19 protein-coding genes and 6 pseudogenes are annotated in these 24,178 nt (G+C 66.6%); 16 read left to right on the plus strand and 9 right to left on the minus strand.

What is annotated here, in order from left to right:
* Positions 1–84 precede the first annotated feature (84 nt).
* Positions 85–1,242 carry a DNA-binding protein gene (locus tag AC3WQZ_RS27575; protein WP_492301629.1) on the minus strand — a complete coding sequence of 386 codons (1,158 nt, stop codon included), beginning with the start codon at positions 1,240–1,242 and terminating at the stop codon, positions 85–87.
* 147 nt (positions 1,243–1,389) lie between these two features.
* Complete coding sequence (locus tag AC3WQZ_RS27580) at positions 1,390–2,247, minus strand: GNAT family N-acetyltransferase (protein WP_010812031.1); 858 nt, start codon at positions 2,245–2,247, stop codon at positions 1,390–1,392.
* Between the two features lie 202 nt (positions 2,248–2,449).
* Between AC3WQZ_RS27580 and AC3WQZ_RS27585 the strand changes: the two genes are divergently transcribed.
* The 3 genes and pseudogenes from AC3WQZ_RS27585 (at position 2,450) to AC3WQZ_RS27595 (ending at position 4,533) form a co-directional block, all read left to right on the plus strand.
* Positions 2,450–2,650: a hypothetical protein gene (locus tag AC3WQZ_RS27585; protein WP_492301631.1), complete on the plus strand. Its 201-nt coding sequence runs from the start codon at positions 2,450–2,452 to the stop codon at positions 2,648–2,650.
* Positions 2,651–2,750: 100 nt separating this feature from the next.
* Positions 2,751–2,937 (plus strand): annotated as a pseudogene (locus AC3WQZ_RS27590) (MFS transporter); the annotation flags it as partial.
* Between the two features lie 135 nt (positions 2,938–3,072).
* Entirely contained in the window at positions 3,073–4,533 is a 1,461-nt protein-coding gene (locus tag AC3WQZ_RS27595; RefSeq protein ID WP_492301632.1) for a PQQ-dependent sugar dehydrogenase, read from the plus strand.
* A 223-nt stretch (positions 4,534–4,756) separates the two neighbouring features.
* Here the strand turns inward: AC3WQZ_RS27595 and AC3WQZ_RS27600 are convergent.
* The 3 pseudogenes from AC3WQZ_RS27600 to AC3WQZ_RS27610 all read right to left on the minus strand — a co-directional run.
* Positions 4,757–4,927, minus strand: a pseudogene (locus AC3WQZ_RS27600) (calcium-binding protein); the annotation flags it as partial.
* A 43-nt stretch (positions 4,928–4,970) separates the two neighbouring features.
* Positions 4,971–5,093: pseudogene (locus AC3WQZ_RS27605) on the minus strand (IS110 family transposase); the annotation flags it as partial.
* A pseudogene (locus AC3WQZ_RS27610) lies at positions 5,093–5,417 on the minus strand (IS5/IS1182 family transposase); the annotation flags it as partial. The pseudogenes AC3WQZ_RS27610 and AC3WQZ_RS27605, both read right to left, overlap by 1 nt.
* A gap of 124 nt (positions 5,418–5,541) precedes the next feature.
* On the opposite strand from AC3WQZ_RS27610, the gene AC3WQZ_RS27615 reads away from it, so the two are divergent.
* Positions 5,542–6,153: a lecithin retinol acyltransferase family protein gene (locus AC3WQZ_RS27615; RefSeq protein ID WP_011615336.1), complete on the plus strand. Its 612-nt coding sequence runs from the start codon at positions 5,542–5,544 to the stop codon at positions 6,151–6,153.
* Between the two features lie 266 nt (positions 6,154–6,419).
* Here AC3WQZ_RS27615 and AC3WQZ_RS27620 read toward each other — a convergent pair.
* Together AC3WQZ_RS27620 and AC3WQZ_RS27625 are read right to left on the minus strand one after the other, a co-directional pair.
* Positions 6,420–6,751, minus strand: a pseudogene (locus AC3WQZ_RS27620) (ISKra4-like element ISBte1 family transposase); the annotation flags it as partial.
* Between the two features lie 221 nt (positions 6,752–6,972).
* The gene (locus tag AC3WQZ_RS27625) at positions 6,973–7,200 is read right to left on the minus strand and encodes a hypothetical protein (RefSeq protein WP_010812026.1); all 228 of its coding nucleotides are present in this window, start codon (positions 7,198–7,200) and stop codon (positions 6,973–6,975) included.
* Positions 7,201–7,487: 287 nt separating this feature from the next.
* Between AC3WQZ_RS27625 and AC3WQZ_RS27630 the strand changes: the two genes are divergently transcribed.
* The 3 genes from AC3WQZ_RS27630 to AC3WQZ_RS27640 all read left to right on the plus strand — a co-directional run bounded on the left by AC3WQZ_RS27630 (position 7,488) and on the right by AC3WQZ_RS27640 (position 10,982).
* Positions 7,488–8,759, plus strand: coding sequence for a sigma-54 interaction domain-containing protein (locus tag AC3WQZ_RS27630; RefSeq protein WP_492301633.1), 1,272 nt, complete (start codon positions 7,488–7,490; stop codon positions 8,757–8,759).
* A gap of 375 nt (positions 8,760–9,134) precedes the next feature.
* Positions 9,135–10,037 carry a VOC family protein gene (locus AC3WQZ_RS27635; protein WP_492301635.1) on the plus strand — a complete coding sequence of 301 codons (903 nt, stop codon included), beginning with the start codon at positions 9,135–9,137 and terminating at the stop codon, positions 10,035–10,037.
* Positions 10,038–10,103: 66 nt separating this feature from the next.
* On the plus strand, positions 10,104–10,982 hold the full coding sequence (locus AC3WQZ_RS27640) for an alpha/beta fold hydrolase (protein ID WP_492301636.1): 879 nt from the start codon (positions 10,104–10,106) through the stop codon (positions 10,980–10,982).
* Between the two features lie 94 nt (positions 10,983–11,076).
* Here AC3WQZ_RS27640 and AC3WQZ_RS27645 read toward each other — a convergent pair whose 3' ends face one another.
* Together AC3WQZ_RS27645 and AC3WQZ_RS27650 are read right to left on the minus strand one after the other, a co-directional pair.
* Complete coding sequence (locus AC3WQZ_RS27645) at positions 11,077–11,952, minus strand: glycine betaine ABC transporter substrate-binding protein (RefSeq protein ID WP_439668869.1); 876 nt, start codon at positions 11,950–11,952, stop codon at positions 11,077–11,079.
* Between the two features lie 214 nt (positions 11,953–12,166).
* A complete protein-coding gene (locus AC3WQZ_RS27650) occupies positions 12,167–13,069 on the minus strand; it encodes a LysR family transcriptional regulator (protein ID WP_010811800.1) in 903 nt (300 codons plus the stop codon).
* A 263-nt stretch (positions 13,070–13,332) separates the two neighbouring features.
* Between AC3WQZ_RS27650 and AC3WQZ_RS27655 the strand changes: the two genes are divergently transcribed.
* From AC3WQZ_RS27655 to AC3WQZ_RS27695, 9 genes and pseudogenes are all read left to right on the plus strand, one after another.
* Positions 13,333–16,365 (plus strand): xanthine dehydrogenase family protein molybdopterin-binding subunit, encoded by a 3,033-nt coding sequence (locus tag AC3WQZ_RS27655; protein ID WP_492301638.1) that lies wholly within the window; start codon positions 13,333–13,335, stop codon positions 16,363–16,365.
* On the plus strand, positions 16,362–17,177 hold the full coding sequence (locus AC3WQZ_RS27660) for an FAD binding domain-containing protein (RefSeq protein ID WP_010811798.1): 816 nt from the start codon (positions 16,362–16,364) through the stop codon (positions 17,175–17,177). The genes AC3WQZ_RS27655 and AC3WQZ_RS27660 overlap by 4 nt, the downstream gene beginning before the upstream one ends.
* On the plus strand, positions 17,174–17,746 hold the full coding sequence (locus tag AC3WQZ_RS27665) for a (2Fe-2S)-binding protein (protein ID WP_010811797.1): 573 nt from the start codon (positions 17,174–17,176) through the stop codon (positions 17,744–17,746). The genes AC3WQZ_RS27660 and AC3WQZ_RS27665 overlap by 4 nt, the downstream gene beginning before the upstream one ends.
* Positions 17,739–19,292 carry an AMP-binding protein gene (locus tag AC3WQZ_RS27670; RefSeq protein ID WP_011615240.1) on the plus strand — a complete coding sequence of 518 codons (1,554 nt, stop codon included), beginning with the start codon at positions 17,739–17,741 and terminating at the stop codon, positions 19,290–19,292. The genes AC3WQZ_RS27665 and AC3WQZ_RS27670 overlap by 8 nt, the downstream gene beginning before the upstream one ends.
* Before the next feature lie 4 nt (positions 19,293–19,296).
* Positions 19,297–20,112: an enoyl-CoA hydratase/isomerase family protein gene (locus AC3WQZ_RS27675; protein ID WP_492301639.1), complete on the plus strand. Its 816-nt coding sequence runs from the start codon at positions 19,297–19,299 to the stop codon at positions 20,110–20,112.
* 118 nt (positions 20,113–20,230) lie between these two features.
* Positions 20,231–21,592 carry an MFS transporter gene (locus AC3WQZ_RS27680; RefSeq protein WP_010811794.1) on the plus strand — a complete coding sequence of 454 codons (1,362 nt, stop codon included), beginning with the start codon at positions 20,231–20,233 and terminating at the stop codon, positions 21,590–21,592.
* Positions 21,593–21,940: 348 nt separating this feature from the next.
* On the plus strand, positions 21,941–22,402 hold the full coding sequence (locus tag AC3WQZ_RS27685) for a hypothetical protein (protein WP_010811793.1): 462 nt from the start codon (positions 21,941–21,943) through the stop codon (positions 22,400–22,402).
* 230 nt (positions 22,403–22,632) lie between these two features.
* Positions 22,633–22,803: pseudogene (locus AC3WQZ_RS27690) on the plus strand (oxidoreductase); the annotation flags it as partial.
* Between the two features lie 129 nt (positions 22,804–22,932).
* The gene (locus tag AC3WQZ_RS27695; protein ID WP_010811792.1) at positions 22,933–24,093 is read left to right on the plus strand and encodes an MFS transporter; all 1,161 of its coding nucleotides are present in this window, start codon (positions 22,933–22,935) and stop codon (positions 24,091–24,093) included.
* Positions 24,094–24,178: the final 85 nt, after the last annotated feature.

The following is a 24,178-nucleotide window of genomic DNA, read 5'->3' on the forward strand; positions in this document are numbered from 1 at the left end:
AAGCACCCCGCCGCTTTTAGCTCTTCCATCGTCAGCCCATAGTCGGCCATCTGATCCTGGATCCAGCGGATCGCCGCCGCCCGCTCAGTCTTTGCTGTCATCGCTGCTGTCGCTTCTGTGACTGCTCTCGCTGCCATCTTCCGGGGTGAGGGAGGCCGTCGGCGCCCCCTGATTTTCGTCCAGTTGTTCGCCCGGCTTTTCGTTTAGCCGGCTCCCGGCCTTGCGCCGCCGCGCACCACCGTCTCGCTCAGGCGGCGCCAGCCGCAACTCTGCCAGCAGCTGCCGCACCAGCGCCGCTTCGGCCTCGGCGCGCTCGGCCCGGCGCTGCGCCGCCGCGAGCTCCGCCTGCACGGTGTCCAGGTCGCTGACGGATTTGCGCTGCGCCTGCTCGGCCACCGCGAGCCGATCGGCTAGCGCCGCGGCCTGCGCTTCCAGCTTAGCCCGGCCCTCCGCCTGCGCCACGGCCGCATCACGCGCCTCGCCGCGTGCCGCCGCCAGTTCACCGCGCAACGCTTCGGCCGTGCGTTCGCTCTGCTGGCGCGCCGTGCGCTCGGCGTCGAGTTCGCGCAAGCTGCGCCGCTCGCTGGCTTCGGCGCGTTCCTGCGCGAGCGTTACCGCCTCGCGCGCCCGCTCCAGCTCGGTCGAGAATTGGGTGCGCAGCGCGTCCAGCTGGCGCCGGCCCGCCTCCAGTTCCGTCCGCCCCGCCTCGAGCCGGGCCTGCGTGGCGGCGTGGGCCTGTCGCTCGGCGGCCAGCTCCGCCTGCACGGTGTCGTGCGCCTGCCGGGCTTCGGCCAGCTGGGCCGCGATCGCCGCAGCATCCTCGCGTGCGGCCGCCGTCTCCGCGCGCGCCGCATCCCGCTCGGCTTCCGCTTCGCTCGCGGCGTGACGCGCCTCCGCGCGCAGCGTCGCCAGCTCGGCGGACGCGGCCTCGTTGGCCGCCTGCCAGATCGTCTGCACCGCATTGGCGGCGATCGACTTGAGCGCCTCCGGCAGGTCCGGATGGTCGATGGTGACGCGCGTGCGGCCGCGCAGCTCCTGCCAGAACGCCTGCAGCACCTCGGCCGGCGTGCCCATGCTGCCCTTGCGCACCAGGCTGTAGAGCTTGTTGGCGGTGGGCGTGACGCCGTAGCGGAAGAACAGCAGGCCGCACACCTCGCGGTACAGCGCGCGGGTCTCGGGAAAGCGGCTGCGCAGCTCAGCCAGGTCGGTTTGCAGCGCGGCGTCGGTCGGAGACCGCGCCAAAGCGGTCTCCTTTTTGTGCGGTGCACCTGCGTGCCACTGCCTTGTCTCGCTATCGGCAAGTTGAAAGCGCCCCCCGAAGTGGCCTGTAGTGGCCGGAGGTGTGATCAGGCTTTTGGTTTGGCTGCTGCGGCGGTAGGCGTTCTCGCCTTAATACAAGACCGACGGCAGGAACGAACCTTCCGGCTGCTGGTATAGCCCGATGCTCATCAAGGTCATCGGCTGCACAATGCGCAGCCCGCGTTCCAGGCACCAGCGCAGCAACTCCCCATTGCGCGTGGGCAGAAGGAATCCGGGGCCGGCAAAGGCGGGGGCGGCGCCGATCAGCGCTTTCATGCCCGTGTTGTTTTCAGCGACGGCGTGCCCGAAGAATCCGATGGCGGTCGCATAGGCCACAATGCGTCCGTCGTGTGCAGCCACACTCGCCGTCCCCTGGTCGATTGCATCGCGCAGTTCGCCTGCGCGCTCATGTCCGTGAACCTGCAGGCAGAGGCGGTTGCAGGCGTCGAGGTCTGATGGTACAGCCGCCCGCACTGGGTAGCCAGGGACTTTTGCATTCACTGCGCTGCCCTGCAGTACTGAAAGCGGTTCCCGCGCTTCGAAGCCAAGACGGGCGTAAAGCGACAACGAGCGATTGTGATATGCCGCCTGGACGAGTCGAATGCCGGCGGCATTCCTGCTGCGGCCGCGCTGCAGTACGTGCTCCATCAGGGCGTGTCCAACTTTCCTGTCTTGAACCGAGGGGTCGATGGTGATGGGGCCAATGCCGACGATTGGCCCACCTTCCCACAGAAAATTGCTGCCGATGACGTCGCCGTCGATTTCGGCTACGACCGAGAAGACATCCTCGCGCGAGAACAAGTCGGCCATCAGGCCAACCGCTACATCGGGCGAGGGAAAATCCGGCGGGAAGGCATGTGCCTGGGCAATCGCCGCGAAGGCGCTGAAACAGATGGCGCCGCATCGCGCGGCGTCTTCCGGCTTTCCTGATCTGAGTTGCAGCGTCATCAAGGTTCTCTTTTTTTCAAGGGCCCAGGCAACCGAAAACCATATTCCACAAAATCAATGCGTTACGCATGGACTTCACAGCTTAGAAACCGAACTGGCAATTTCAATTCGCCATAAGGCGAATTGACAAACCGGGGCGTCTTCGCTGTAAGCCTTCGATAGCATGGCCCGGTGTCGAACTTAGCACGTGTGGATAGCGGTCATGAACTCGGAAATTGCGAAAGTGTCGCCAGTCGCCAGTCGCCAGTCGCCGGGCGACCACGAGGTTGTGGCGCCGTTCGCGCAGAGTGGCGATCACGTCCGCCGGCAAGTGCGACTCGACGTTGACCATCGGCCCATGCTCGATCCGCAAGCGCGGGGCATCGCTCATGGCCTGCGGGAATCGCTGATCAATAGCCGCTGAGCGGAGCGTCAGCGCTTGTTTGACATCCGACTTTCACAATTCGGGAGAGTGGGAGTGGTTTGAACCCGATTTGGGGCCGAATGGCACCCATTACTCTCCCTTCTTCAGCCACCAGATCGGCAGCTCGCCGACGCCTTCGGCGGCGGGCTGGTATATGATATGACGCGCTCGGCTCCTATATGGTGGCCTGGCAGGCCGGCGTCGGGCTGGACCTGGCCGCCGGGCTGGCACAAATCGCATTCGCCGCGGCCTCGTGCCGGCGGCCGCCGGCGCTGGCGGCGACCTAGATTCCTGAGATGCGGGGTGGTGCCATGCCTTGGCACGTCGGCTTCGGCTCGCTAGGCTTTTAAGGGTGACCTTCCAGCGGCGGCGCACCGGTGCGCACGGCGCTAGTCCCGAGGCCAATCTGCGAGACTGGATCGATGATACACGCGCGAAACGTCATCCGCAGCATCATCCTGCTCCTGGCTGGATTCATCCTGGCAGCCTGTGGCGGCAGCGTGGACGTTGTCATCACTAGCGGCGGGTCGTCACGCGGCGCGCTCTCGGTGGTGATCTTGGGATTGCCCGCCGGCACGAGCGGCGATGTGACCGTGACCGGCCCTGGCGGCTTCCGCCAGCGCCTGGGCGCATCCGCCACGCTGACCAATCTGGCAAGCGGGGCTTACACGGTGAAGGCTGCAGCAGTGCTGACCGGCAGCACGACGCTGACTCCGCAGCCCAGCACCCAGCAGGTGGCCGTAGGCAGCACAACCGCGACAGCCACGGTGACCTATACGGCCGCCCAGTCCTTCAGCCTCGCGCTGCGGGAGGTGGCTTCCGGGCTGGCTGGGCCAGTCTTCCTGACCGCGCCGGCCAATGACACGCGGCTGTTCGTGGCCGAGCGCGCCGGGCGCATACGCATCGTGCAGAACGGTGTGCTGCTGGCGACGCCGTTCCTGGATATCTCGAACCTGACCACGACGGACGGCGAGCGCGGCTTGCTCTCGCTGGCGTTCGATCCGGCATATGCCGCCAACGGTCGCTTCTACGTCTATTACACCGACACCGCAGGCGATATCACGATCGCCCGCTACCAGGTGTCCGCGGCAAATCCCAACGTGGCGGACACGGCCGGGACCATCGTGCTGAGCATCGCGCATCCGAACTTCAACAACCACAACGGCGGGCTGCTGGCCTTCGGCCCCGACGGGATGCTCTACCTTGGCATCGGGGACGGCGGCGGCGCAGGCGATCCGTCCGGACACGCGCAGGACACCGGCTCCCTGCTGGGCAAGCTGCTGCGGATCGATGTCAGCCGCGCCGGCAGCCAGCCGTATGCCATCCCGCCCGACAATCCCTTCGCCGCCCAGGCCGGCCTGCGCGGCGAGATCTGGGCCATGGGCCTGCGCAATCCCTGGCGCTTTGCCTTCGATCCCGCCGAAGCCAGTCTCTATATTGCCGATGTGGGACAGAACCAGCGCGAGGAAATCGATGTGGCGCCATTGGCCAGCGCCGGCCTGAACTACGGCTGGAACCTGACCGAAGGCTCGTTGTGCTTGGCGTCCGTGCCATGCAGCCCACAGGGCTTTGTCCTGCCCCTGCTGGAATACGGCCACGACGCCGCTGGCGGATGCGCGGTGGTGGGCGGCTACGTCTACCGCGGCAGCGCCATGCCGGCACTGCGCGGACGCTACCTCTATTCGGACCTGTGCAGCGGCTGGCTGCGCAGCTTTGCCTACCGGGACGCGGCGGCCGAGCAACTGGACTGGGGCGTTGCCATCCCGGGCAGCGTGTTCTCGTTCGGCGCGGATGCGCAGGGCGAACTCTACGTGCTGGCCGATACCCTTGCGTCCGGCACGAGCGGCAGGGTATATCGCATCGTCGAGCGCGGCGCGCCCTAGGGCCTGACGCACTGGACTAATGTCAGGCGCAGCCAACCTGGATGTAGAAGGCTATTTTTGCCCGTCCCCCGAAAACTGGAAATCTCCCGCCAACCCTTAACAGGCAAGGCTTTGCGGGGTGCGATTGATCTTGAAAGTGGGCCGAACGAGCCCTTCCCGGCCATCGAGCCTGTATTGTTCGGGGGAACTCAGTCGGAGGACGCAGCCGGCGACAGTGAGAAGCTCAGAAGTTGTAACCTTGGTCGCACCGGTAGTGCCAGTCTGAGACAGCAAGTCGCGTACTCTGGCCGGCGCGAACCGGGACGAGTTGGGCAAGGGACACGACGATCTCGCGCTGGTTGTGCTGCATTTGAACAAAGATGGAGACGCGGCACAGCTGGTCATGAGCGAGCCCAGTGACGGAGACTCGTTCGCCGGAGCGAAGCGGGCTGGGCGATCTCGTGCACGAGCTGTTTGCGCGTGCGCGTGAGGTCGCGCAATTCCTGTGTCGCTGCGGGCGGCACGAAGCTGGCGCGGATCAGGCCATGCGCCAGCAGGTCGGCGATCCACATCGCGTCGGAATTCCACCACGGGTAATGGCACGCAGCAGCCAGCGGATATTGAATCCCACCGCACAGAGCACTGGGCGCAGCGCGTCGCCGATTTGCCCTTCAGCCAGCACCTGCGCATGCCGTGGTTGTATGGCCGATGAGGCTCAACAGCCTGGCGACGTTTGAGCCAACGGCGTTGTTCTGCATAGAGCGATGACCGCCATACGGGTTGCCGGGGAAGCTGCGCGCGCCCCATGATCCATCCCTGCCTGGCGGTGATCGTCAGGCAGACTTGCCGATGCATTCAACCTCCGGCGCATGCAGCGCGTACAGCTTGTTCTTGGGTTGCCGCCGTCCGTGGGCATCGTGAAGAAAATTTGAGGTTTGTGCGACGCAAGCGTGAGCCCTGTTTCTCATACTGCAGCACAGAGACAGCTACCCCTACTGTCCATCCAAATCTGATGTCGGGGTATGAATCATGAAGAGAGAGCAGATCAGCCGCGGTGCCAATGCAACCATGCTAGCGCAGTGCATCGCCGACGCTGCCACGCAGGTACTTGCCGCGCGAGGCGACGGCGAGCAAGCTATGAAGGGTAGCGAGGCAGGCTGGCAGGCGCCGGTCGCGCAGTGCGAAGCGGCAGGCGAGCCGCCGCTTGGCGCACACTTGGTCACGCAGCGTCGCGGCTACAGCCACCACGGCATATATGTGGGCAACGGCCGCGTGCTGCACTATGCGGGCCTTTGCCGTGGGCTGCACACCGGGCCGGTGGAAGAGCTGAGCCTGGAACACTTCGGCGCCGGCCATGGCATCGAGGTAAGAACCGAGTCGCTGCCGCGTTTTACCAGCGACCAAGTGGTCAGGCGGGCACGCTCGCGCTTGGGCGAGAACCGCTATCGCCTGCTGAGCAACAACTGCGAACACTTCTGTACCTGGTGCCTGTATGGCGAAGCCCGCAGCGAGCAGGTCCGCCAATGCGCCATCCACCCCATGCGCATACTCCGCGTGCTGAGCTCCCTGCTGTCAGTTTGGTGGAACAGCCGGCCAGCCCATGCGCTGCTTGCAGCCGGCTTCAATGATCGCTCTCCCTAGAGCATGACCTTTCCGGTGGCCTATTCGACTAAGCCGTTGATTCATAAAAATGTAGGACCGTTGCGATACGCTGCCCCAATGTCGCCGACCCGCCGGTCGTTCATGGCGTCGTCGCGACCGACGCCCCGGGCCCATTCAGGCCTTGTTGCCGAGGCTAAGATCGGCGTCCAAGTCACAGGCGGTTCGGCGCTGCGCCTGCTCGGCGACCACGAGCCGATCGGCGAGCGCCGCCGCCTCGGCTTGAGACCGCGCCAAACCGGGGCTGATTAAGCGGCAAAGCGGTGGTCGTTTTCATCGGCGATGGAGGGATACCATCGTTCAGAATGCGGGGCTGGTCATTGAGCACGGCCGTCCGGATCTGTAGCAGTGCGTGCGCGTGCTGCAGTCGCCAGGCCATCTGTTGCCGTTTGACGAATCGCTTGCTGATCACCTGGTTGACGGCCGATTCGACGAAACCCGATGCAACGTGCTCCCCGTGGCGGAAGCGGTCACCGCAGTTCACGATGAAGTGCCGGCTGTTATCCAGATAGACGATGAACTCCTCGAGCTTGCCGAGGAGCTTGGCCTCCTCGGGAATGGCCTCAGCGTCGAGATCCCAGTAGCATCGATCTGGTGTCGTCTGCGCGCAGCCTCAACAGGCATCAGTAGCAGCTACACTGGCCATGTGCGCGACGGCGTCGTCAAGCGCGCCTTACTGTACCCGATGCACTGTGGCCTTCAAAAAAGAAACACCCCCGCAAGGGTATCCTCCGGGGGCGGGCGACTCGCAAATGGACGCATAGAGGGCGCGCCCATCACTTGGGGTACTTCTTCAAGGCCTTACTTTTGTGAGCCCTCTTCGATGTACCCATCGCGGTTGGTGATTCTCGCGCCATCCGTAAACACATCCCGTCTATCGGTGGTTGCTCTGCCACCATTGGTATAGGGGTCTCGCGGCCCCATCACAGCGCCATCGGTATAGACATCGCGCATCCCGATGCCGGCATCAGCAACCCCGACACCGAGCGCGGCACTCGCCGCAACGAGCAATAAGACTTTCTTTAGCATTTTCCACCTCCTTTTCAGGCGGTTACATGGTTCCATTCAATATGATTTGCGCACTGTAGCTTAAGCAGTTGAGTAGACGATTCGGGATGACATTCCCGCGCAGGCGGGAATCCAGCGTCTTTTTAAAGTCACTGGGTTCCTGCCTTCGCGGGAACGACAGTGGTTATCTGAACGGCATCGCCCCGGGTGGCGCAGTTGCTGTGGGCACTCGTCATTCTTGCCGGATCAGCGTGCGGCGGCCTCTCTCTGGGCCGCCCGCAGGCTTTCGCGTTCCAGGATTGGTCGACATGGCTCGCCCTCAGTGCTGGGTCCAGCCACCATCCATTGCGAGCGCAGTGGCGGTCATCGAGGCACGGCCGGTCGAGGACTGGCCCGATGCCGAGCTTGACCTGGCCTACTACGAGCCCAGGCCCTTCAGCCTCGCGCCAAAAGAACCGTCGGAGCGCCCCGCAGCGCAGGCAATGTCGGTCAAGATGGAGAGCGGCTCGCGCTCCGGCAATGCCGAGGGGGTGATTGGCGCCTCCGTCGCCTTCAACAACGTCATGCACAAGATCCAGCGCGTGGCATCGACCACGGCGACGGTGCTGTTGCTTGGGGAGAGCGGCGTCGGCAAGAGCGCCTTCGCGAGGCAGATACAGCGCCTCAGCGCGCGGGCCGACAAGCCGTTCGTGGAGCTTAACTGCGCGGCAATTCCCGAGTCGCTGATGGAGGCGGAGCTCTTCGGTGTTGAGCGCGGCGCGTACACCGGCGCCGGCGAAGCGCGGCCGGGGCGCTTCCTGGTGGCGGATGGCGGCACCCTTTTCCTTGACGAGGTCGGCAGCCTGCCGATGACCGCACAGGGCAAGCTGCTACGCGTGCTCCAGACCGGTGAGTTCGAGGCATTGGGCAGCGCGGCGACCCGCAAGGTCGACGTCCGGATCATTGCCGCGACCAACGAGAACTTGTGGGCCGCCGTGAACGAAGGCCGCTTTCGAGAGGATCTCTTCTATCGCCTGAATGTCTTCCCGATCCAGATTCCGCCGCTGCGGGAACGGCGCGACGATATTCCGCTGCTCCTCGAGCACCTGCTGCGCAAGTACAGCGAACGCTATGGCCGCCGCATCCGCGGCGTGACGGCGCAGGCGTTGCAGATCCTGCTCAACTATCGCTGGCCCGGGAACGTGCGCGAGTTCGAGAACGTGATCGAGCGCGGCATCATCCTGGGCGAGGACGACCAGCCGCTGGGCTACCATCAGCTCGTCACGATCGACAGCGAGATGGGCGCGCAGGGTCCGATGGCGCTCAATGAGCTGGGCCTGCTCGCGGAGAAGCGCGACTATCACCTGGACGCTGCCTCGCCCGAAGCCAGCCACGAGGCGGAGGCCCTAGCCGTGTGGGCTGAAGGCATTGTCGCGCGCTCGCAGGTATCGATGGACGTGATCGAGAACACGCTGGTCAAGGCTGCATTCAAGGCGGCGCAGGGCAACTTCACCCGGGCGGCCAGCCTGCTTGGCCTGACGCGCGCGCAACTGTCCTATCGGATCAAGAAGATGGGAGAGGACGGCGTTTCGCTGCACTGACCGGCCGGTACGCCGGCCGACCCCCGACCATGCCCGGAGGCGTCCATGCCTGCCGGGCATTCTTTTTTGCGCACGAAACTGCGCCTGCGAAAATTCGCAAGCGGCGCAACGCCGAACTCCCTGCATCTGCGGAAAATTATCAGGTGAATCGCCCCGACGCCGCGTACTGACGCGCGCCCCGCACACCCTCGCGCTCCAAAAAACTTCAGAAATATCAACGACATGAGCCTTTTCCCCGCGCGTCCCGAGACGCCCGCGGGCGGCACTGGCACGCCGATTGCGGATAGGTAGTGACGCCGAACAAAAACGGCAGATTTTCTCAACCAAAGAATTCCGCCCGTCATCACCCGCATGGCGGGCAAGCAAGGAGACAGCATGTCGGAAATTTCCGCCCTGGGTTACGTCGTCCTCAACGTGAGCGACCTGGATCTGTGGGAATCGTTTGCCACCAACATCATGGGTCTGCAGGCCAGCCGCCGCACCAGCGGCGCGTTGTCGCTGCGCATGGACGAGTGGGCGCAGCGCATCCTGCTGGAACGCGGCGAGGACGATGACCTGGTCGCGCTCGGCTGGCACCTCGATACCCCGGAAGCCTTGCAGGACTACGTGACGGGCCTGCGCGCACGCCATGTCGAAGTCGTGCACGGCGACCGCCAGCTCGCGCAGTCGCGCCAGGCCGAGGCCGTCTACTACTGCATCGACCCGGAAGGCTTCCGCCACGAGTTCTTTTGCGGCCCGACCCATGCGCCGATGTCCCAGCCGTTCCGTTCCCCGGCTCTCGTTGGCAAGGGTTTCGAGACCGGCCGCCTTGGCGTGGGCCATGTCTTCGGCGTGTCGCGCGACTACGCGGGCGCAGTCAAATTCTGCACCGACGTGCTTGGCCTGAAGATTTCCGATTACATCCGCGACTCGGAGACGATTCCCGGCGTGACGGTGGACTCCACCTTCTTCCACGTTGCCACGGGCCGCCACCATTCCTTCGCCACGGCGGGCATGCCGTTCCCGAAGAAGATGCACCACCTGCTGCTGCAGGTGCAAGCGCTTGACGACGTCGGCCTTGCCTATGACCGCGTGCGCAAGGCCGGCGTGCCGGTGATGATGGAAATCGGCCATCATCCGAATGACGGCATGGTGTCCTTCTACTGCGTCACGCCGTCCGGCTTCGCGATCGAATTCGGCTGGGGCGGCATCGTCATCGACGATGCGCAGTGGAACGTCCGCAACTACACCCAGCTCAGCGACTGGGGCCATCGTCCCCCGATGCTGCAGCAGGCGTGAGCGCACGCCGCCATCAACCATTTCCCCAACCAGCCCAGACACAACCAATCCGAAAGGGAGACCCATATGAGCTTGTGGCTTGATTTCCTCGGCGCGGAGATCCGCTATGTGAAGACCAGCTTCGGCGCCATCCGCATCGCGGAAGCCGGCAAGGGCAATGCCGAAGCGCTGTTCCTGATGCACGGCATCGGCGGGCATATCGAAGCCTATGCGAAGAACGTGATGGCGCTGTCCGACACGTTCCACGTGATCGCGCTCGACTTCATCGGCCATGGCCTGTCGGAGAAGCGCGAAGACGTCGAATACACGCCCGTCACGTACGCCAGGCTGCTCGCCGAACTGATGGACGTGATGGGCATCCGTTCGGCCCATATCTCCGGCGAATCGCTGGGCGGGTTCGTCGCCGGTGTCTTCGCGGCCATGCACCCGGATCGCGTCAAGCGCCTGGTGCTGAACACCGCGGCGGGCATTCCCGTGGTCACGGAAAAGGGCCGGCAGGATCTGCGTGACCTGGACGAGCTGAACCGCAAGAACTTCGGCAAGCCGCCTTCGATGGAGACCATCCGCCTGCGCATGCAATGGCTGATGCACGAGTCGAACTGGCACCTCCTCGACGACGAGCTGATCGGGAGCCGGCTTGCGCTGTATAGCCGCCCCGATTTCCAGAAGACCGCGCCGCTGGTGTTCGCAGGGCCAGGCTGGCTTGGTCGGCGCAGCGGTGGCAAGCGGAAGGTTGCGTCGAGCCGGAGGGAGGTCTGCTCGATCCAGTCACGGCTGGAGCGCAAAGAGAGGCCGATGGAACGGCCCCTGAGTGGGTTGAGTGGTATGGCGGCCCCGACGGCCTGGGGCAGGAATGCGCGAGGGATCTGCCAAATCAGGATGCCACCGAACTACATGTCGCTGCGCCTGGCAGCGACATGCATTCAGGGATCCTGGCGCATTTAGTAAGGTAGTGAACAGGGAAATAGCCAGGACGCATTGCGCTAGCGCGCCGTCCATCCCCTGCGAAACGAAAGAAAGCCGGGCACAAGCCGCACGTTCACGAGGCAAACCATGCGCGCACGATTTCCGGATTTGCCTTCATCCAGTCGCGCGCGACAGCCGCCGGCGGCTTCCGGTCGACGACGATCTGCCGTTCAAGGTCCGTCACGACTGGAATCCCCAGCTGGATCCGCGACACCACGGTACGCGTGCGCGCGGGCCACGATTCCCAGACGGCCTTACGCACCACCACCACCGCGCGGTCCGTGCCAAAGATTCCCGCGGGCTCGTCGAGCACGCGCACCGGGTACAGCGCGTTGAGGTACTGCGGCTGCCACAACGGCATCACCATCCATTTGCCGGACGCGGAAGCGTTTGCCAGCCGCTTCGCCCATTCGTCGGGCTTGCCCAGCTTCAACTGGTAGCCGGCGGATTCGAGGCCGTAGCGCTGCATGATTTCCGCGGATCCGACCATCAGGCCCGATCCCGGGCCCACGCCGACGATTTCCTTGTCCATGCGGGCGATGACATCGGGCTTCTTCAGGTCATCCACCGAACGCACCACCGATGCCGGCACATGGGCCGGTACTGCCCAATACAGGCGGGCCCCCTCGTAAAGCGTGGCCGCCTCAACCAGCTGGCTGGCAAGTGGCGCCTGCAGCTTGCCATGCGCATGCGGCAGCCAGGAGGCGACAAGCATATCGACCTCCCCCTTGCCAAGGCGATCGTATATGGCCGGATGATTGCCTTCCGTCACCTTGACGCCATGGCCAAGGTCCTCGAGCACGGCCTGTATCACGGCGCCGGTCGCCACGTAGAAGGTCAGGTTGATCTGGCCCATCGTGATGGGCGCGGCGGACTGCGCATGGACCGGGCCAAAGCCGCAACAAAGGGCCAGTGCGACACCAAGAGATTTCCAGAGGCGTTTGAGCATTCGATTCTTCCTTTCACAAGCCGTTGGAGGCCGAGCGGCTTGGCCTCTTGCACGCGCGGCACTCGCGGCGTGTCGCTGGACCGCAGCCTGAACAGTAAGAGAGCCAGGCCGGTCCCGGTAATGAAAAGACTGGATTGACCGATAACGGTTGCGACAACCGCACCGGCCCCTGCGTCAGTGCCCAGGCGATCACCCCCACCGTTAAGCCACCTCGTTAAGCCACCCCGGAAACCCGCCTAATTTCCTCCGCAACGATCGCGATCAACGCCTCGGCCGCCGTGCTCAGCGGCCGTTGCGGATGGCTCACGCAAACCAGATGCCGCACGATGCGCGGCGCAATGATGGTATGCATCCGCAGCCGTCCCTCTTCCACGGCGCGCAGCACCACGATGCGCGGCAGCACAGTGGCAAAGCGCGTCGCTTGCACGAACTGGACGATGGTGCCGAGGATGTCGATCTCGAACTTCGGCGCAAGGGTGACGTCCTGCGCCTGCGTCGCCGTGTCCAGCACCACGCGCAGGCCATGCCGCTTGGTCGGCAGCACCAGTTCCAGTCCTGGCAGCTTCGCCATCTCTACCGATTCCGGCAGTTCGGGGCCGTGTTCGACGCTGGTCACCAGCACCATTTCCTCGTCGTGCAGCGGTTGCACATGCAGCGCCGGCCGGCCGCGCTGGCGATGCACCACGGCCGCGTCAAGCTGGCCGGCGGAAACGAGATCGATCAGCGCGGCACTGAAGCCGTCCGCCACGGATACCTCTACGTTCGGATAGCGCGCATTGAAGCGGGCCAGGGATCCCACCAGCACGCTCTCCGTCTCGGAGGCCACCATGCCAAGCGTGATGCGGCCGGCCATCTGCTCCTCGCGCTGCATCATCTGCTGCCGCGCGCCGGCGATGTCGCGCACGATGGGCAGGAACAGGCGGTACATCATGCGACCCGCAGCAGTCGGCACCATGCCGTGCGGGATGCGGTCGAACAGCTTCTGTCCGAACTCCTCTTCCAGCCGCGCGATCTGCATGCTGAGCGCCGGCTGCACGATATTCAGGCGCTTGGCCGCGCGCGTGACGGAGCCGTCCTCGAACAGCGCGATGAAGTACTGGATTTGCTTAAGGTCCATGGGTTGGTATCAATGGCATTGTCGTTCCGACATCAATTTTAGTGATGAAGCAAGGGCGGCTCGCGATGGCGAAAACTTGGGCATTTAACCAGCTTACTGCGCATCCGCTTGTCTCCGGGAAGACCCTTATCCATCATCAACAATGATGAACTTAATCAGAAATCAATATTAGATCTTATATCGAGATGTCACTAATCTCCGTTTGACGTTGCACGGCCCCATCGCCTTCCGGCGCGGTTCCGTCGCACGGAACGGAGTCGCAAATGAAAAGATTCGATGCTGGCGAAACGACCGGCACGGTGGAGACACAGCAGACCCGGCCGGCGCCACATGTCGGCCGCCCGATGCCGCGCGTCGAGGACGCCGCCATCCTGACCGGCCGCGGCCGCTACGCCGACGACCTCGGCGTCAGGCCCGGCACCCTGCACGCCGCCATCCTGCGCTCGCCGCACGCGCATGCCGAACTCGGCGCCATCGACTGCGCCGCCGCGTTGCAGGCGCCGGGCGTGCGTGCCGTGCTGACGGGGGCCGACCTGCCTTCCTGGTCGAAGCCCTTCGTGGTGGGCGTGAAGGCGCCGATGGAACAGTGGGCACTGGCCATGGAGCGCGTGCGCTACGTGGGCGAGCCGGTGGCCGTGGTGGTGGCCGAGAGCCGCGCACTTGCGGAGGATGCGCTCGATCTCATGCGGGTGGAGTACCGCGTGTTGCCGCCGGTGGTGTCGATCGAGGCCGCCATCGCCGACGACGCGAGCGTGCTGCATCCCGGTCTCGGCAGCAACGTGGCCAGCGACCGCCATTTCCGCTACGGCGACCCCGAGGCCGCCTTTGCCGCCGCGCCGCACCGCGTGGCGCTGACCGCCCATTACCCGCGCAACACATGCACGCCGATCGAGTGTGGCGTGGTGGTTGCCGAGCACTTGCCGGGCAACGAGGGCTACCAGGTCACTTCCAACTTCATGGGGCCGTTCTCGCTGCATGCCGTGATGGCGATGGCGCTGCAGGTCCCGGCCAACCGCCTGCGCCATGTCGCGCCGCGCGACTCGGGCGGCAGCTTCGGCGTCAAGCAGGCGGTGTTCCCCTACGTGGTGCTGATGTGCCTTGCCTCGCGCAAGGCGGGCGCGCCGGTGAAGTGGGTGGAAGACCGGCTCGAGCACCTGAGCGCCGCCACGTCTGCCACCGCGCGGCTTTCCACCCTGGAAGCCGCGGTCGAGGCGGACGGCCGCATCGTCGCGCTCTCGTACGACCAGCTCGAGGATTGTGGCGGCTACCTGCGTGCGCCGGAGCCCGCCACCTTCTACCGCATGCATGGCCTGCTGACCGGTGCCTACTCGATCCCGAACCTGTTGGTGCGCAACCGCGTGGTGCTGACCAACAAGACACCGACCGGCCTCGTGCGCGGTTTCGGCGGGCCGCAGGTGTACTTCGCGCTGGAGCGGCTGGTGCAGCGGATCGCGGTGGAGCTGGGCCTGGATCCGCTCGACGTCTACCGCCGCAACTTCGTGCCCGCCGATGCCTTTCCCTATCGCGCGGCGGCGGGCGCGCTGCTCGACTCCGGCAACTACCAGCTGGCGCTGTCGCGCGCGCTGGAAGCGGGCGACTACGGTGAACTCACTCGCCGCCGCGACGCCGCGCGCGCCGAGGGCAGGCTGTACGGCATCGGCTTCGCGGCCATCGTCGAGCCCTCGGTGTCGAACATGGGCTATATCACCACCGCGACGCCGGCCGAGGCACGCCGCAAGGCGGGCCCGAAGAACGGCGCCATCGCCAGCGCCACGGTCAGCGTGGACCTGCTCGGCGGCGTGGTGGTGACCATCGCGTCCACGCCGGCGGGACAGGGCCACATGACCGTGTCGGCGCAGGTCGTGGCCGACGTGCTCGGCATCGATCCGGGCGACGTCGTGGTCAACGTCGAGTTCGACACGCACAAGGATGCGTGGTCCGTGGCCGCCGGCAACTATTCCAGCCGCTTCGCCGGCGCCGTGGCCGGCACCGTGCACCTGGCCGCCACGCGCGTGCGCGACAAGCTGGCGCGCATCGTGGCCTCGCACCTGGGCTGCGACCCGGCCGAACTGGTCTTCGCGGATGGCCGCATCGTGCGCCGGGGCGCGCCCGATACCGCCCTGCCCTTTGCGCGCGCGGCCAGTAACGCGCCGCATTGGTCGCCGCAGCTGCTGCCGGCCGGTGAGGAGCCCGGCCTGCGCGAAACCGTGTTCTGGTCGCCCCCCAACCTCGACGCTCCGGACGAGCAGGACCGCGTCAACACCTCCGCCTGCTACGGCTTTGCCTTCGACCTGTGCGGCGTCGAGATCGACCGTGCCACCGGACGCGTGCGCATCGACCGGTACGTAACCGCGCACGACGCCGGCAAGCTGCTCAACCCGGCGCTGGCCGACGGCCAGATCCGCGGCGCCTTCGCGCAGGGGCTGGGCGCGGCGCTGATGGAGGAGTTCCGCTACGGCCCGGACGGCAGCTTCCAGTCCGGCACGCTGGCGGACTACCTGATGCCGACCACGTGCGAGGTGCCCGACCCGCTCATCGTCCACCTGGAGACGCCGAGCCCGTTCACGCCGCTCGGTGCCAAGGGCCTCGGCGAGGGCAACAACATGAGCACGCCGCCATGCGTCGCCAACGCGGTGGCCGATGCGCTCGGCGTGCGCGACATCCGCCTGCCGCTCACGCCCGCCAGGGTGATGGCGATGATCGGCTTCGACGACCCGCCGCCATCGCGTCCGGAACTGGCCGAGGCAGCAAGAGAGGCCTCGGCAAACAACAAGAGCGGCGGCAAGGGCGGCAAGGCCCTGAGCGCGCGCGGCACCGTCGACCTGGACGCCACGCCCGAGGCCGTCTTCGCCGTCCTGCTCGACCCGCAGGCGCTGGCCAAGGTCGTGCCGGGCTGCCACGCGCTCGTGCCCATCGGCGACAACCGCTATCGCGCCGACGTGACCGTGGGCGTGGGCATGATCAAGGCCCGCTACGAAGCCGAGATCGCGCTGTCCGACCTGGAGCCGCCGCATCGGTTGCGGCTCGCGGGCGCGGGCCTGTCGTCGCTCGGCAGCGCGCGCGGCGCGGGCCTGGTCGAACTGGCCCCGCACGGTGCCGGCACCCGTCTCACCTATGACTACGAGGCCGAGGTGTCCGGCAAGGTCGCCGCGGTCGGCGGCCGCATGCTCGAAGGCGCGGCCAAGGTGGTGCTGCGCCAGCTGTTCGAATCGCTCGGCCGCCAGGCCGGGGGCAAGCCCGCGCGCAAGCCGGGCTGGATCGCGCGCCTGCTGGCGCTCCTGGGAGTCCGTCGATGAAACCCGCCGCATTCGACTACCTGCGCGCCGAATCCGCGCAGCATGCGCTGGAAGCGCTGGCCCATGCCGGCGAGGGTGCCCGCGTGCTGGCCGGCGGCCAGTCGCTGATGGCCGTGCTGAACATGCGCCTCGCGCAGCCGCAACTGCTGGTCGACATCTCGCGCACCCCTGACCTGGATACCGTGCGCGTGGAAGACGGCCATCTGGTGGTGGGCGCTGCCGCCACGCAAGGCAGCGTGGAATGGCGCCCGTCATTGGCCAGCGAGGTGCCGCTGCTCGCGCTCGCCTTCCCTCATATCTCGCATTTCCAGATCCGCAACCGCGGCACCGTGTGCGGCTCCATCGCCCACGCCGATCCGAGCGCCGAGCTGCCGCTGGTGCTCACCGCGCTCGGCGGCGAGGTGGTGCTGCGCTCGCTGCGCCGGCGCCGCGTGCTGCCGGCCGCCGAGTTCTTCCGCGGCATGCTGATGACGGCGCGCGAGCCCGACGAGCTGGTGGAAGCGGTGCGCTTCCCGCTTCGGCGCCCCGGCGCGCGCTACGGCTTTGCGGAGTTCTCGGCCCGGCATGGCGACTTCGCGCTGGCGGCGTGCGCCGCCATCGTCACGGACGACGCCATTGCGCTGGCCGTGGGCGGCGTGGCTGACCGGCCGGTGCTCGAGACCTGGCCACGCCTGCAGGGCAAGGCGCTGGCCGAGGCAATCAACGATTTCAGCTGGAAGCTGGGCGCGCAGGACGACGCCCATGTCAGCGCGCAGTACCGCCGCCACCTGGTGCGGCAACTGGGCATGCGCGTAATCGAGGAGGCAAGATGAGCAAGACCCCCCACGGCGCACCTTTGGGTGCGCCCCCGGTGATGCGGCGCGATGAGCGCCAGCGCATCACCCTGACCCTGAACGGCACCGAACGCAGCGGCCTATGCGCGCCGCGCGAGCTGCTGTCCGACTTCCTGCGCCATGAGCTCGGCGCCACCGGCACCCACGTCGGCTGCGAGCACGGTGTCTGCGGCGCATGCACGGTGCGGGTGGACGGAGTCGCCGCGCGTTCCTGCCTGATGCTGGCGGTGCAGGCCGATGGCCGCGCCATCGATACCGTCGAAGGACTGGCCCCGCGCGAAGGCCTGGGCGACCTGCAGGAAGCCTTCCGCCGCCACCATGCGCTGCAGTGCGGCTTCTGCACGGCCGGCATCCTGATGTCGTGCGCGGACTACCTGGAGCGGGTGCCCGAGCCGACCGAGGCGCAGGTGCGCGACATGCTGTCCGGCCACCTGTGCCGCTGCACGGGCTACACGCCGATCGTCGCCGCCGTCCTCGACGTGGCCGCCAGCCGCGCGCGCTTGCGCCGGATTGCGGCACCCCTTGCCGAGGAGCACTGCGATGCTTGATCTCGGCCGCACCTTCCTGCAAAGCGTGGAGCGCAGCCCCCACGCCCCCGCCATCGTCGACGGCGACCTGCTGCTGACCTACGAGCAATGGCTTGCGCGCATTCGCGGCGTGGCCGCCGGCTTGCTCGACCTGGGCCTGCAGCCGGGCGACCGCGTGCTCGCCATCCTGCAGAACCGCTGGGAGATGGCGACCCTGCACTGGGCCTGCCAGTTCGCCGGCCTGGTCATCGTCCCGCTGAACTGGCGCGCCAAGCCGGACGAACTGGACTACTGCGTGCGCGACGCCGGCGTGAAGGCGCTGGTGTTCGAGCCGGTCAGCGCCGACGCGGTGCTGGACAGCCCCGCCGCGCAGGAAATCCCCTGCATCGCGCTGGACGGCGCGCCGGGCGGCTCGCTGTCGTTCGACACCCTGCTCCGTGCCACGCCCCGCCGGGACAGCACGCAGGCTGAAGCCGGCGACATCTCGCTCATGCTGTACACCTCCGGCACCACCGGCAAGCCAAAAGGTGTTCCACGCCGCCACCGGCAGGAACGCGCAGCCGCGCTGGCGCATGTTGCGCAGAACCTGTACCGGCGCGGCGAACGGACGCTGGGCGTAATGCCGCTGTACCACACCATGGGCGTGCGGTCCCTGCTGGCCATGGCGCTGGTGGACGGCCTATTCGTCTGCGTGCGGCGCTGGAGCGCGTCGCAGGCGCTGCAGGCCATCGCCGGTCATCGCGTCAGCTGCCTCTATCTCGTGCCCACGCTCTACCATGACCTGCTGGCCGAGCCCGGTTTCGACAGCAACGATGTGCGCACCGTCACCAAGCTCGGCTTCGCCGGCGCCGCCATGAACGATGGCCTGCTGACCCGGCTCGAGCACGCGTTCCGACCGGAGTTGTTCGTCAACCACTACGGCTCGTCCGAGGTCTACACCTTCAGCGTCGACCAGCACGCGGCACGCAAACCCGGCAGCGCGGGCCGCGCCGGCCTCAACACGCGGCTGCGCGTGGCGCGGCTTGACGCGGCCTCGCCCGACGAGCTGGCCGCGCCCGGCGAGGAAGGCCAGATCATCGCCGACCTGCGCGGCGACGAGGCCTTCGAGGGCTACTGGAACCGCGACGACGCCAATGCCAAGTCCCTGCGCGACGGCTGGTACTTCACCGGCGACATCGGCTACCTCGACGCTGACGGCGACCTGTTCGTCACCGGGCGGGTCGACGACATGATCATCAGCGGCGGCGAAAACATCTCGCCCGCCGATATCGAATCGGTGCTGTCCCTGCACCCCGCCGTGGACGAGGTGGCGGTGGCCGGCGTGCCCGACGCCCGCTGGGGCCAGAAGGTGGTGGCCTTCGTCAAGCCGCGCGGCTGTGTCGACGCGGGCGCGCTCGACGACTACTGCCGCGGCTCCGACCTCGTCAACTTCAAACGCCCGCGCGACTACGTGTTTGTCGCCGACATCCCGAAATCGCCGGTCGGCAAGATCCTGCGCCGCAAGCTGTCGGCGGGCGAATACAGCGCACTTTCCTCTCTTCCCCACAGCGACCCCATCAAGGAGTAACGACATGACCCAGGCCTTCGCACTGACCCATCCCGACCAGCAGCGCCTGCAGGACCTCGACGGCTTTTCCGTGGAGATCGACCCGGCCCGCGAGCGCGCGGACATCATCCTGCACCGCCCGCCTTACAACGTGATCTCGATGGCGGCCCGCGACCAGTTGCGTGCCGTGTTCGAGGCGCTGGACGCCGATGACCGCGTGCGCGTCATCGTGCTGCGCGCGCAGGGCAAGCATTTCTCCAGCGGCGGCGACATCCGCGGCTTCCTGGAAGCGTCGCCGGAGCATGTGTCGAAGCTCGCGTGGAACGTGGCGGCGCCGGCGCGCTGCAGCAAGCCGGTGATCGCGGCCAACCAGGGCTACTGCTTCGGCGTGGGCTTCGAACTGTCGCTGGCGTGCGACTTCCGCATCGCCACCGCCACAACGGAATACGCGCTGCCCGAGCAGAAGCTCGGCCAGATTCCGGGATCCGGCGGCTCGGCGCGCTTGCAGAAGATGGTGGGCGTGGGCCGCACCAAGGACATCGTCATGCGCTCGCGCCGCATCGCCGGGCGCCAGGCATACGAGTGGGGCATCGCCGTGGATTGCGTGGCTGACGCCGAGCTGGAAGCCGCCACCGATGCGCTGGTCGACGAGCTGCGCGCCTTCTCCCCGCTGGCCCAGCGCACCGCCAAGAAGCTGCTCAACGACACCGAGGACGCACCGCTGTCGACCGCCATCGAACTCGAAGGGCACTGCTACAGCCGCCTGCGCAGCTCGGACGACTTCCGCGAAGGCGTGGAAGCGTTCCACGCGAAGCGCAATCCCGATTTCCGCGGCAGCTGAGCGCGGGCGGGGCTGACCCGCCTGCCGCGCCGGAGATACGGACGCATACGGACCCATCGACGATGCCCCTGGCGGGCATCGCGGGGAGCCGTTCATTCAAAAATATATGGAGACAACGATGGAAGTGCTGGCAAATGACAAGGTGCCGACCAGCGGCGCGCAGAGCGCGGCGCCCGTGGCCGCGAACAACCGGCAGGTGCTGGGCGCGGTGACGGCTTCGTGCATGGGATGGGCGCTCGACCTGTTCGACCTGTTTATCCTGCTGTTCGTGGCGCCGGTGATCGGCAAGCTGTTCTTTCCGTCCGAGCACGCGATGCTGTCGCTGGCGGCCGTGTACGCGTCATTCGCGGTGACGCTGCTGATGCGCCCGCTCGGCTCGGCCATCTTCGGCGCGTACGCGGACCGGCACGGGCGCAAGGGTGCCATGGTGGTGGCCGTCACCGGCGTCGGCCTGTCGACTGCGGCGTTCGGGCTGCTGCCGACGGTCGCCCAGGTCGGCCTCTTCGCGCCGGCGCTGTTCATCCTGCTGCGGCTGGTGCAGGGCGTGTTCGTCGGCGGCGTGGTCGCTTCGACGCATACCATAGGCACGGAATCGGTGCCGCCGTCGTGGCGCGGCGCGGTTTCCGGCCTGGTGGGCGGCGGCGGCGCGGGCATCGGCGCGCTGCTGGCGTCGATCACTTACATGGCAATGACGGCGCTGTTTCCCGGCGACGCCTTCGAGGTCTGGGGATGGCGCTGCATGTTCTTTGCCGGCATCGTCAGCTCGGTGCTGGGGCTGGTCATCTTCAACTCGCTGGAGGAGTCGCCGCTGTGGAAGCAGCTGCAGGCGGCAAAGGCCGCCAGCGGCCACGCCAAGCCGCAAGCGCATCCGCTGCGCACGCTGTTCTCGCGCGAGTATCGTGGCATCCTGCTGGTCAACATCCTGCTGACCGTGGGCGCGGGCAGCGCCTACTACCTGACTTCCGGCTACCTTCCCACTTTTCTGAAGGTCGTGGTCAAGGCATCCCCCGGCGAGTCCTCGGCCATCCTGATGCTGAGCAGCCTCGGTGTGATCGTCGCATCGGTGGCAGCGGGGCATTTCAGCACGCTGGTCGGGCGCAAGCGCGCCTTCCTGCTGATCGGCGCCCTCAGCCTGGTGCTGATGCCCCTGCTCTACCAGTGGATGCCGGCCGCGCCAACCGCCACCTTGCGCGGCGTCTACGCGGTGGCGCTCAGCATGCTCGGGTGCGCCGGCTTCGCGCCGATCCTCATCTTCCTGAACGAGCGGTTTCCCACCAGCATCCGCGCCTCCGGCACGGGCTTGTCGTGGAACATCGGCTTCGCCATCGGCGGGATGATGCCGACGCTGGCCTCGCTCGCCGCCGGCACGCCCGCCGACCTTCCGGTGATCCTTGGTGTTTTCCTCGCGGCCGTCACGCTGGTCTATCTGGTGGGCGCTACGATCGTGCCGGAGACGCTGGGCCGTCTTGTCGAAAAGTAAGGGGCATCGCTGAGCTGCGGGGTGGCGGCCGGACTTCGTTGAGGCGCCAGCCTCCACCCCCGGGCCCCTCCCGCGGGCGGAAGAGGGGAGCAAACCGGCCCACAAGACCTGCAAGGTCTCAAGTCCGACGTATTCCGTCTTGGACAGACATATCGCCCCTACCTAGACTCCAGTCACCCCCGGGCAATGCCCGGATTCTTAACAGTGAAACCCGGCAGTCTTTTTTTTGATTCGCTCATCTATCTACCAGTAGATAGCATCACTTAAAAGCTGCAATCTCGATGACAGACTGGCCCTGCGACCAAACCCAAGGGTTGCCTGGCCGATCGGACTAGACAGGAGAGCATCATGCAAGCAAAGACCATCCTCACGGCCATCACATTGGCCGCCGCCCTGACCGCCGGCATGGCCCACGCCGCCGCTCAGCCGGAAACCGCCGGCAGAGCATTCCGCGTGAACACGCCTCGTGACGCCTACACCGACGGCGCCCGCATCAGCAACCGGGACGGCTATACCGATGGCGCCAGGATCACCAATCGGGATGGCTACATTGCCACCCGCAAGGTCGACCCCTACCTGGACGGTGCGCGCGGCAATGACCGTCGCAACCCGTTCTACGACGGCGCCAACGCAGCCGATTCGCATCCCGACCTGCAAGTGGTTGCCGGACTCGACGGCACCTGTGTCTCGGCCAGTCCTGCGCGCCAGGCAGACCCGTACCTGGATGGCGCACGCGGCAACAGCCCGCGCGATCCCTATTCAGAAGGCGCTCGCGGCGCCAATGGGTCCGGTGAGCACTTTTCGGCATAAGCGCCGGGTCATCGCGGTCACCCGTGCCTGGTCTGCGCGGCGGCCTCCGCTGCTGCCCTGCCCTCCCGGCACGACGGGTCCTGACATTTGATATGAAATCAAAAGTATTTGACCCATACACGGCTTAATCAACAAATATAAACCGCGCAAACTGCGGTCCATCGACGAACTTCCCGAGCCCGCGGCCACGTACCCCCGGTGGCCGCACCCTCCCTGATCAAGGTCCCAAAATGAGTCTACTGTTCAAGCCCTTTACCATGGGCGAGCGCCAGCTCGCTAACCGGATCGCCATGGCGCCGCTGACCCGTTCCCGCAATCCGGACGGGGTTCCCAACGACCTCAACGCGCTCTACTACAGCCAACGCGCTGACGCCGGCCTGATCGTGACCGAGGGCACGCCTCGAGAATGACTGGCCCCTGGCCATGTCCGATCGCGCGCTCCACTATGGCGGCGGCGCCGAAGGCTACACCGACTATCCCGCCTACGACGGCAAGGCCGCGGCGTAAGGCACCTGCCAGGATCTGCCACGATGAAATCCAATACCGCACTGCTAGCGCTCGCCATCGGCGCCTTCGGCATCGGCACCACCGAATTCGCCCCGATGGGGTTGCTCCCTGTGATCGCCGAAGGCGTCGACGTCAGCATCCCCACCGCGGGGATGCTGATTACCGCGTACGCGGTTGGGGTGATGGTCGGCGCGCCGGTGATGACCCTGCTGTTCAGCCGCTTTGGCAAGCGCGCCGCACTGATGGCGCTGATGGCCATCTTCACCGTTGGCAACCTGCTGTCGGCGCTGGCGCCGGGATACGCCACGCTGCTGGCGTCGCGCCTGGTCACCAGCCTCAACCATGGCGCCTTCTTCGGCCTTGGCGCCGTGGTGGCCGCGAGCGTGGTGCCGAAGGAGAAGCAGGCCAGCGCCGTGGCAACGATGTTCATGGGACTGACCATCGCCAACATCGGCGGCGTGCCGGCGGCAACCTGGATCGGGCAGCAGGTCGGCTGGCGCCTGGCGTTCGCCGGCACCGCGGTGCTGGGGCTGGTCGCCATTGCCGCGCTTTGGCTGGCGTTGCCGCAGGGCGAGCGCGGCACCCCGCCCAATGTGCGCCGGGAACTGGCCGTGCTCACCCGCCCGCCGGTGTTGCTGGCGATGGCGACAACGGTGCTGGGCGCGGGCGCCATGTTCACGCTCTACACCTATATCGCGCCAGTGCTTGCCGATCTCACCGGCGCATCCGACACCTTCGTCACCGTCTCGCTCGTGCTGATCGGCATTGGTTTCACGGTCGGCAATCACGTGGGGGGACGGCTCGCGGACTGGTCGCTCGATGGCGCGACGAAGATCGTCCTTTCGGCGCTCGCCATCATCATGCTGGTGCTCCCCTTGGCCCTCTCCCACCACGTCACCGCGGCCCTTGGACTACTGGCCTGGGGAGCCGCGACCTTCGCGGTCGTCCCGCCGGTGCAGATGCGGGTGATGGAAGCCGCGGCGGAAGCACCGGGACTCGCCTCGTCGATCAACGTCGGCGCGTTCAATCTCGGCAATGCCCTGGGCGCAGCGCTCGGTGGCGGTGTCATCAGCCTGGACCTCGGCTACAGTGCGGTGCCAGTCGCTGGCGGCCTGCTGGCTGCGGCGGGATTCCTGGTGGTGTGGCTCAGCCGGGCAGACAGGCGCGCCCTGGTCGCTTCGTGAGCGCTGTGTCGGCGCCCACGCGTCTCGCACCAATCCAGTGAGAGAGCAGGCGTCCTGCGCCGGTGACGAGTGCCCGCTTGCCTCT

Source organism: Cupriavidus sp. FW305-26, from assembly GCF_058787975.1.

Excerpts from the sequence above, each read along its gene's own strand:
- AC3WQZ_RS27580 (WP_010812031.1), bottom strand. The coding sequence starts at position 2,247 with ATGACGCTGCAACTCAGATCAGGAAAGCCGGAAGACGCCGCGCGATGC.
- AC3WQZ_RS27585 (WP_492301631.1), top strand. The coding sequence starts at position 2,450 with ATGAACTCGGAAATTGCGAAAGTGTCGCCAGTCGCCAGTCGCCAGTCG.
- AC3WQZ_RS27595 (WP_492301632.1), top strand. The coding sequence starts at position 3,073 with ATGATACACGCGCGAAACGTCATCCGCAGCATCATCCTGCTCCTGGCT.
- AC3WQZ_RS27615 (WP_011615336.1), top strand. The coding sequence starts at position 5,542 with ATGAAGAGAGAGCAGATCAGCCGCGGTGCCAATGCAACCATGCTAGCG.
- AC3WQZ_RS27625 (WP_010812026.1), bottom strand. The coding sequence starts at position 7,200 with ATGCTAAAGAAAGTCTTATTGCTCGTTGCGGCGAGTGCCGCGCTCGGT.
- AC3WQZ_RS27630 (WP_492301633.1), top strand. The coding sequence starts at position 7,488 with ATGGCTCGCCCTCAGTGCTGGGTCCAGCCACCATCCATTGCGAGCGCA.
- AC3WQZ_RS27635 (WP_492301635.1), top strand. The coding sequence starts at position 9,135 with ATGTCGGAAATTTCCGCCCTGGGTTACGTCGTCCTCAACGTGAGCGAC.
- AC3WQZ_RS27640 (WP_492301636.1), top strand. The coding sequence starts at position 10,104 with ATGAGCTTGTGGCTTGATTTCCTCGGCGCGGAGATCCGCTATGTGAAG.
- AC3WQZ_RS27645 (WP_439668869.1), bottom strand. The coding sequence starts at position 11,952 with ATGCTCAAACGCCTCTGGAAATCTCTTGGTGTCGCACTGGCCCTTTGT.
- AC3WQZ_RS27650 (WP_010811800.1), bottom strand. The coding sequence starts at position 13,069 with ATGGACCTTAAGCAAATCCAGTACTTCATCGCGCTGTTCGAGGACGGC.
- AC3WQZ_RS27655 (WP_492301638.1), top strand. The coding sequence starts at position 13,333 with ATGAAAAGATTCGATGCTGGCGAAACGACCGGCACGGTGGAGACACAG.
- AC3WQZ_RS27660 (WP_010811798.1), top strand. The coding sequence starts at position 16,362 with ATGAAACCCGCCGCATTCGACTACCTGCGCGCCGAATCCGCGCAGCAT.
- AC3WQZ_RS27665 (WP_010811797.1), top strand. The coding sequence starts at position 17,174 with ATGAGCAAGACCCCCCACGGCGCACCTTTGGGTGCGCCCCCGGTGATG.
- AC3WQZ_RS27670 (WP_011615240.1), top strand. The coding sequence starts at position 17,739 with ATGCTTGATCTCGGCCGCACCTTCCTGCAAAGCGTGGAGCGCAGCCCC.
- AC3WQZ_RS27675 (WP_492301639.1), top strand. The coding sequence starts at position 19,297 with ATGACCCAGGCCTTCGCACTGACCCATCCCGACCAGCAGCGCCTGCAG.
- AC3WQZ_RS27680 (WP_010811794.1), top strand. The coding sequence starts at position 20,231 with ATGGAAGTGCTGGCAAATGACAAGGTGCCGACCAGCGGCGCGCAGAGC.
- AC3WQZ_RS27685 (WP_010811793.1), top strand. The coding sequence starts at position 21,941 with ATGCAAGCAAAGACCATCCTCACGGCCATCACATTGGCCGCCGCCCTG.
- AC3WQZ_RS27695 (WP_010811792.1), top strand. The coding sequence starts at position 22,933 with ATGAAATCCAATACCGCACTGCTAGCGCTCGCCATCGGCGCCTTCGGC.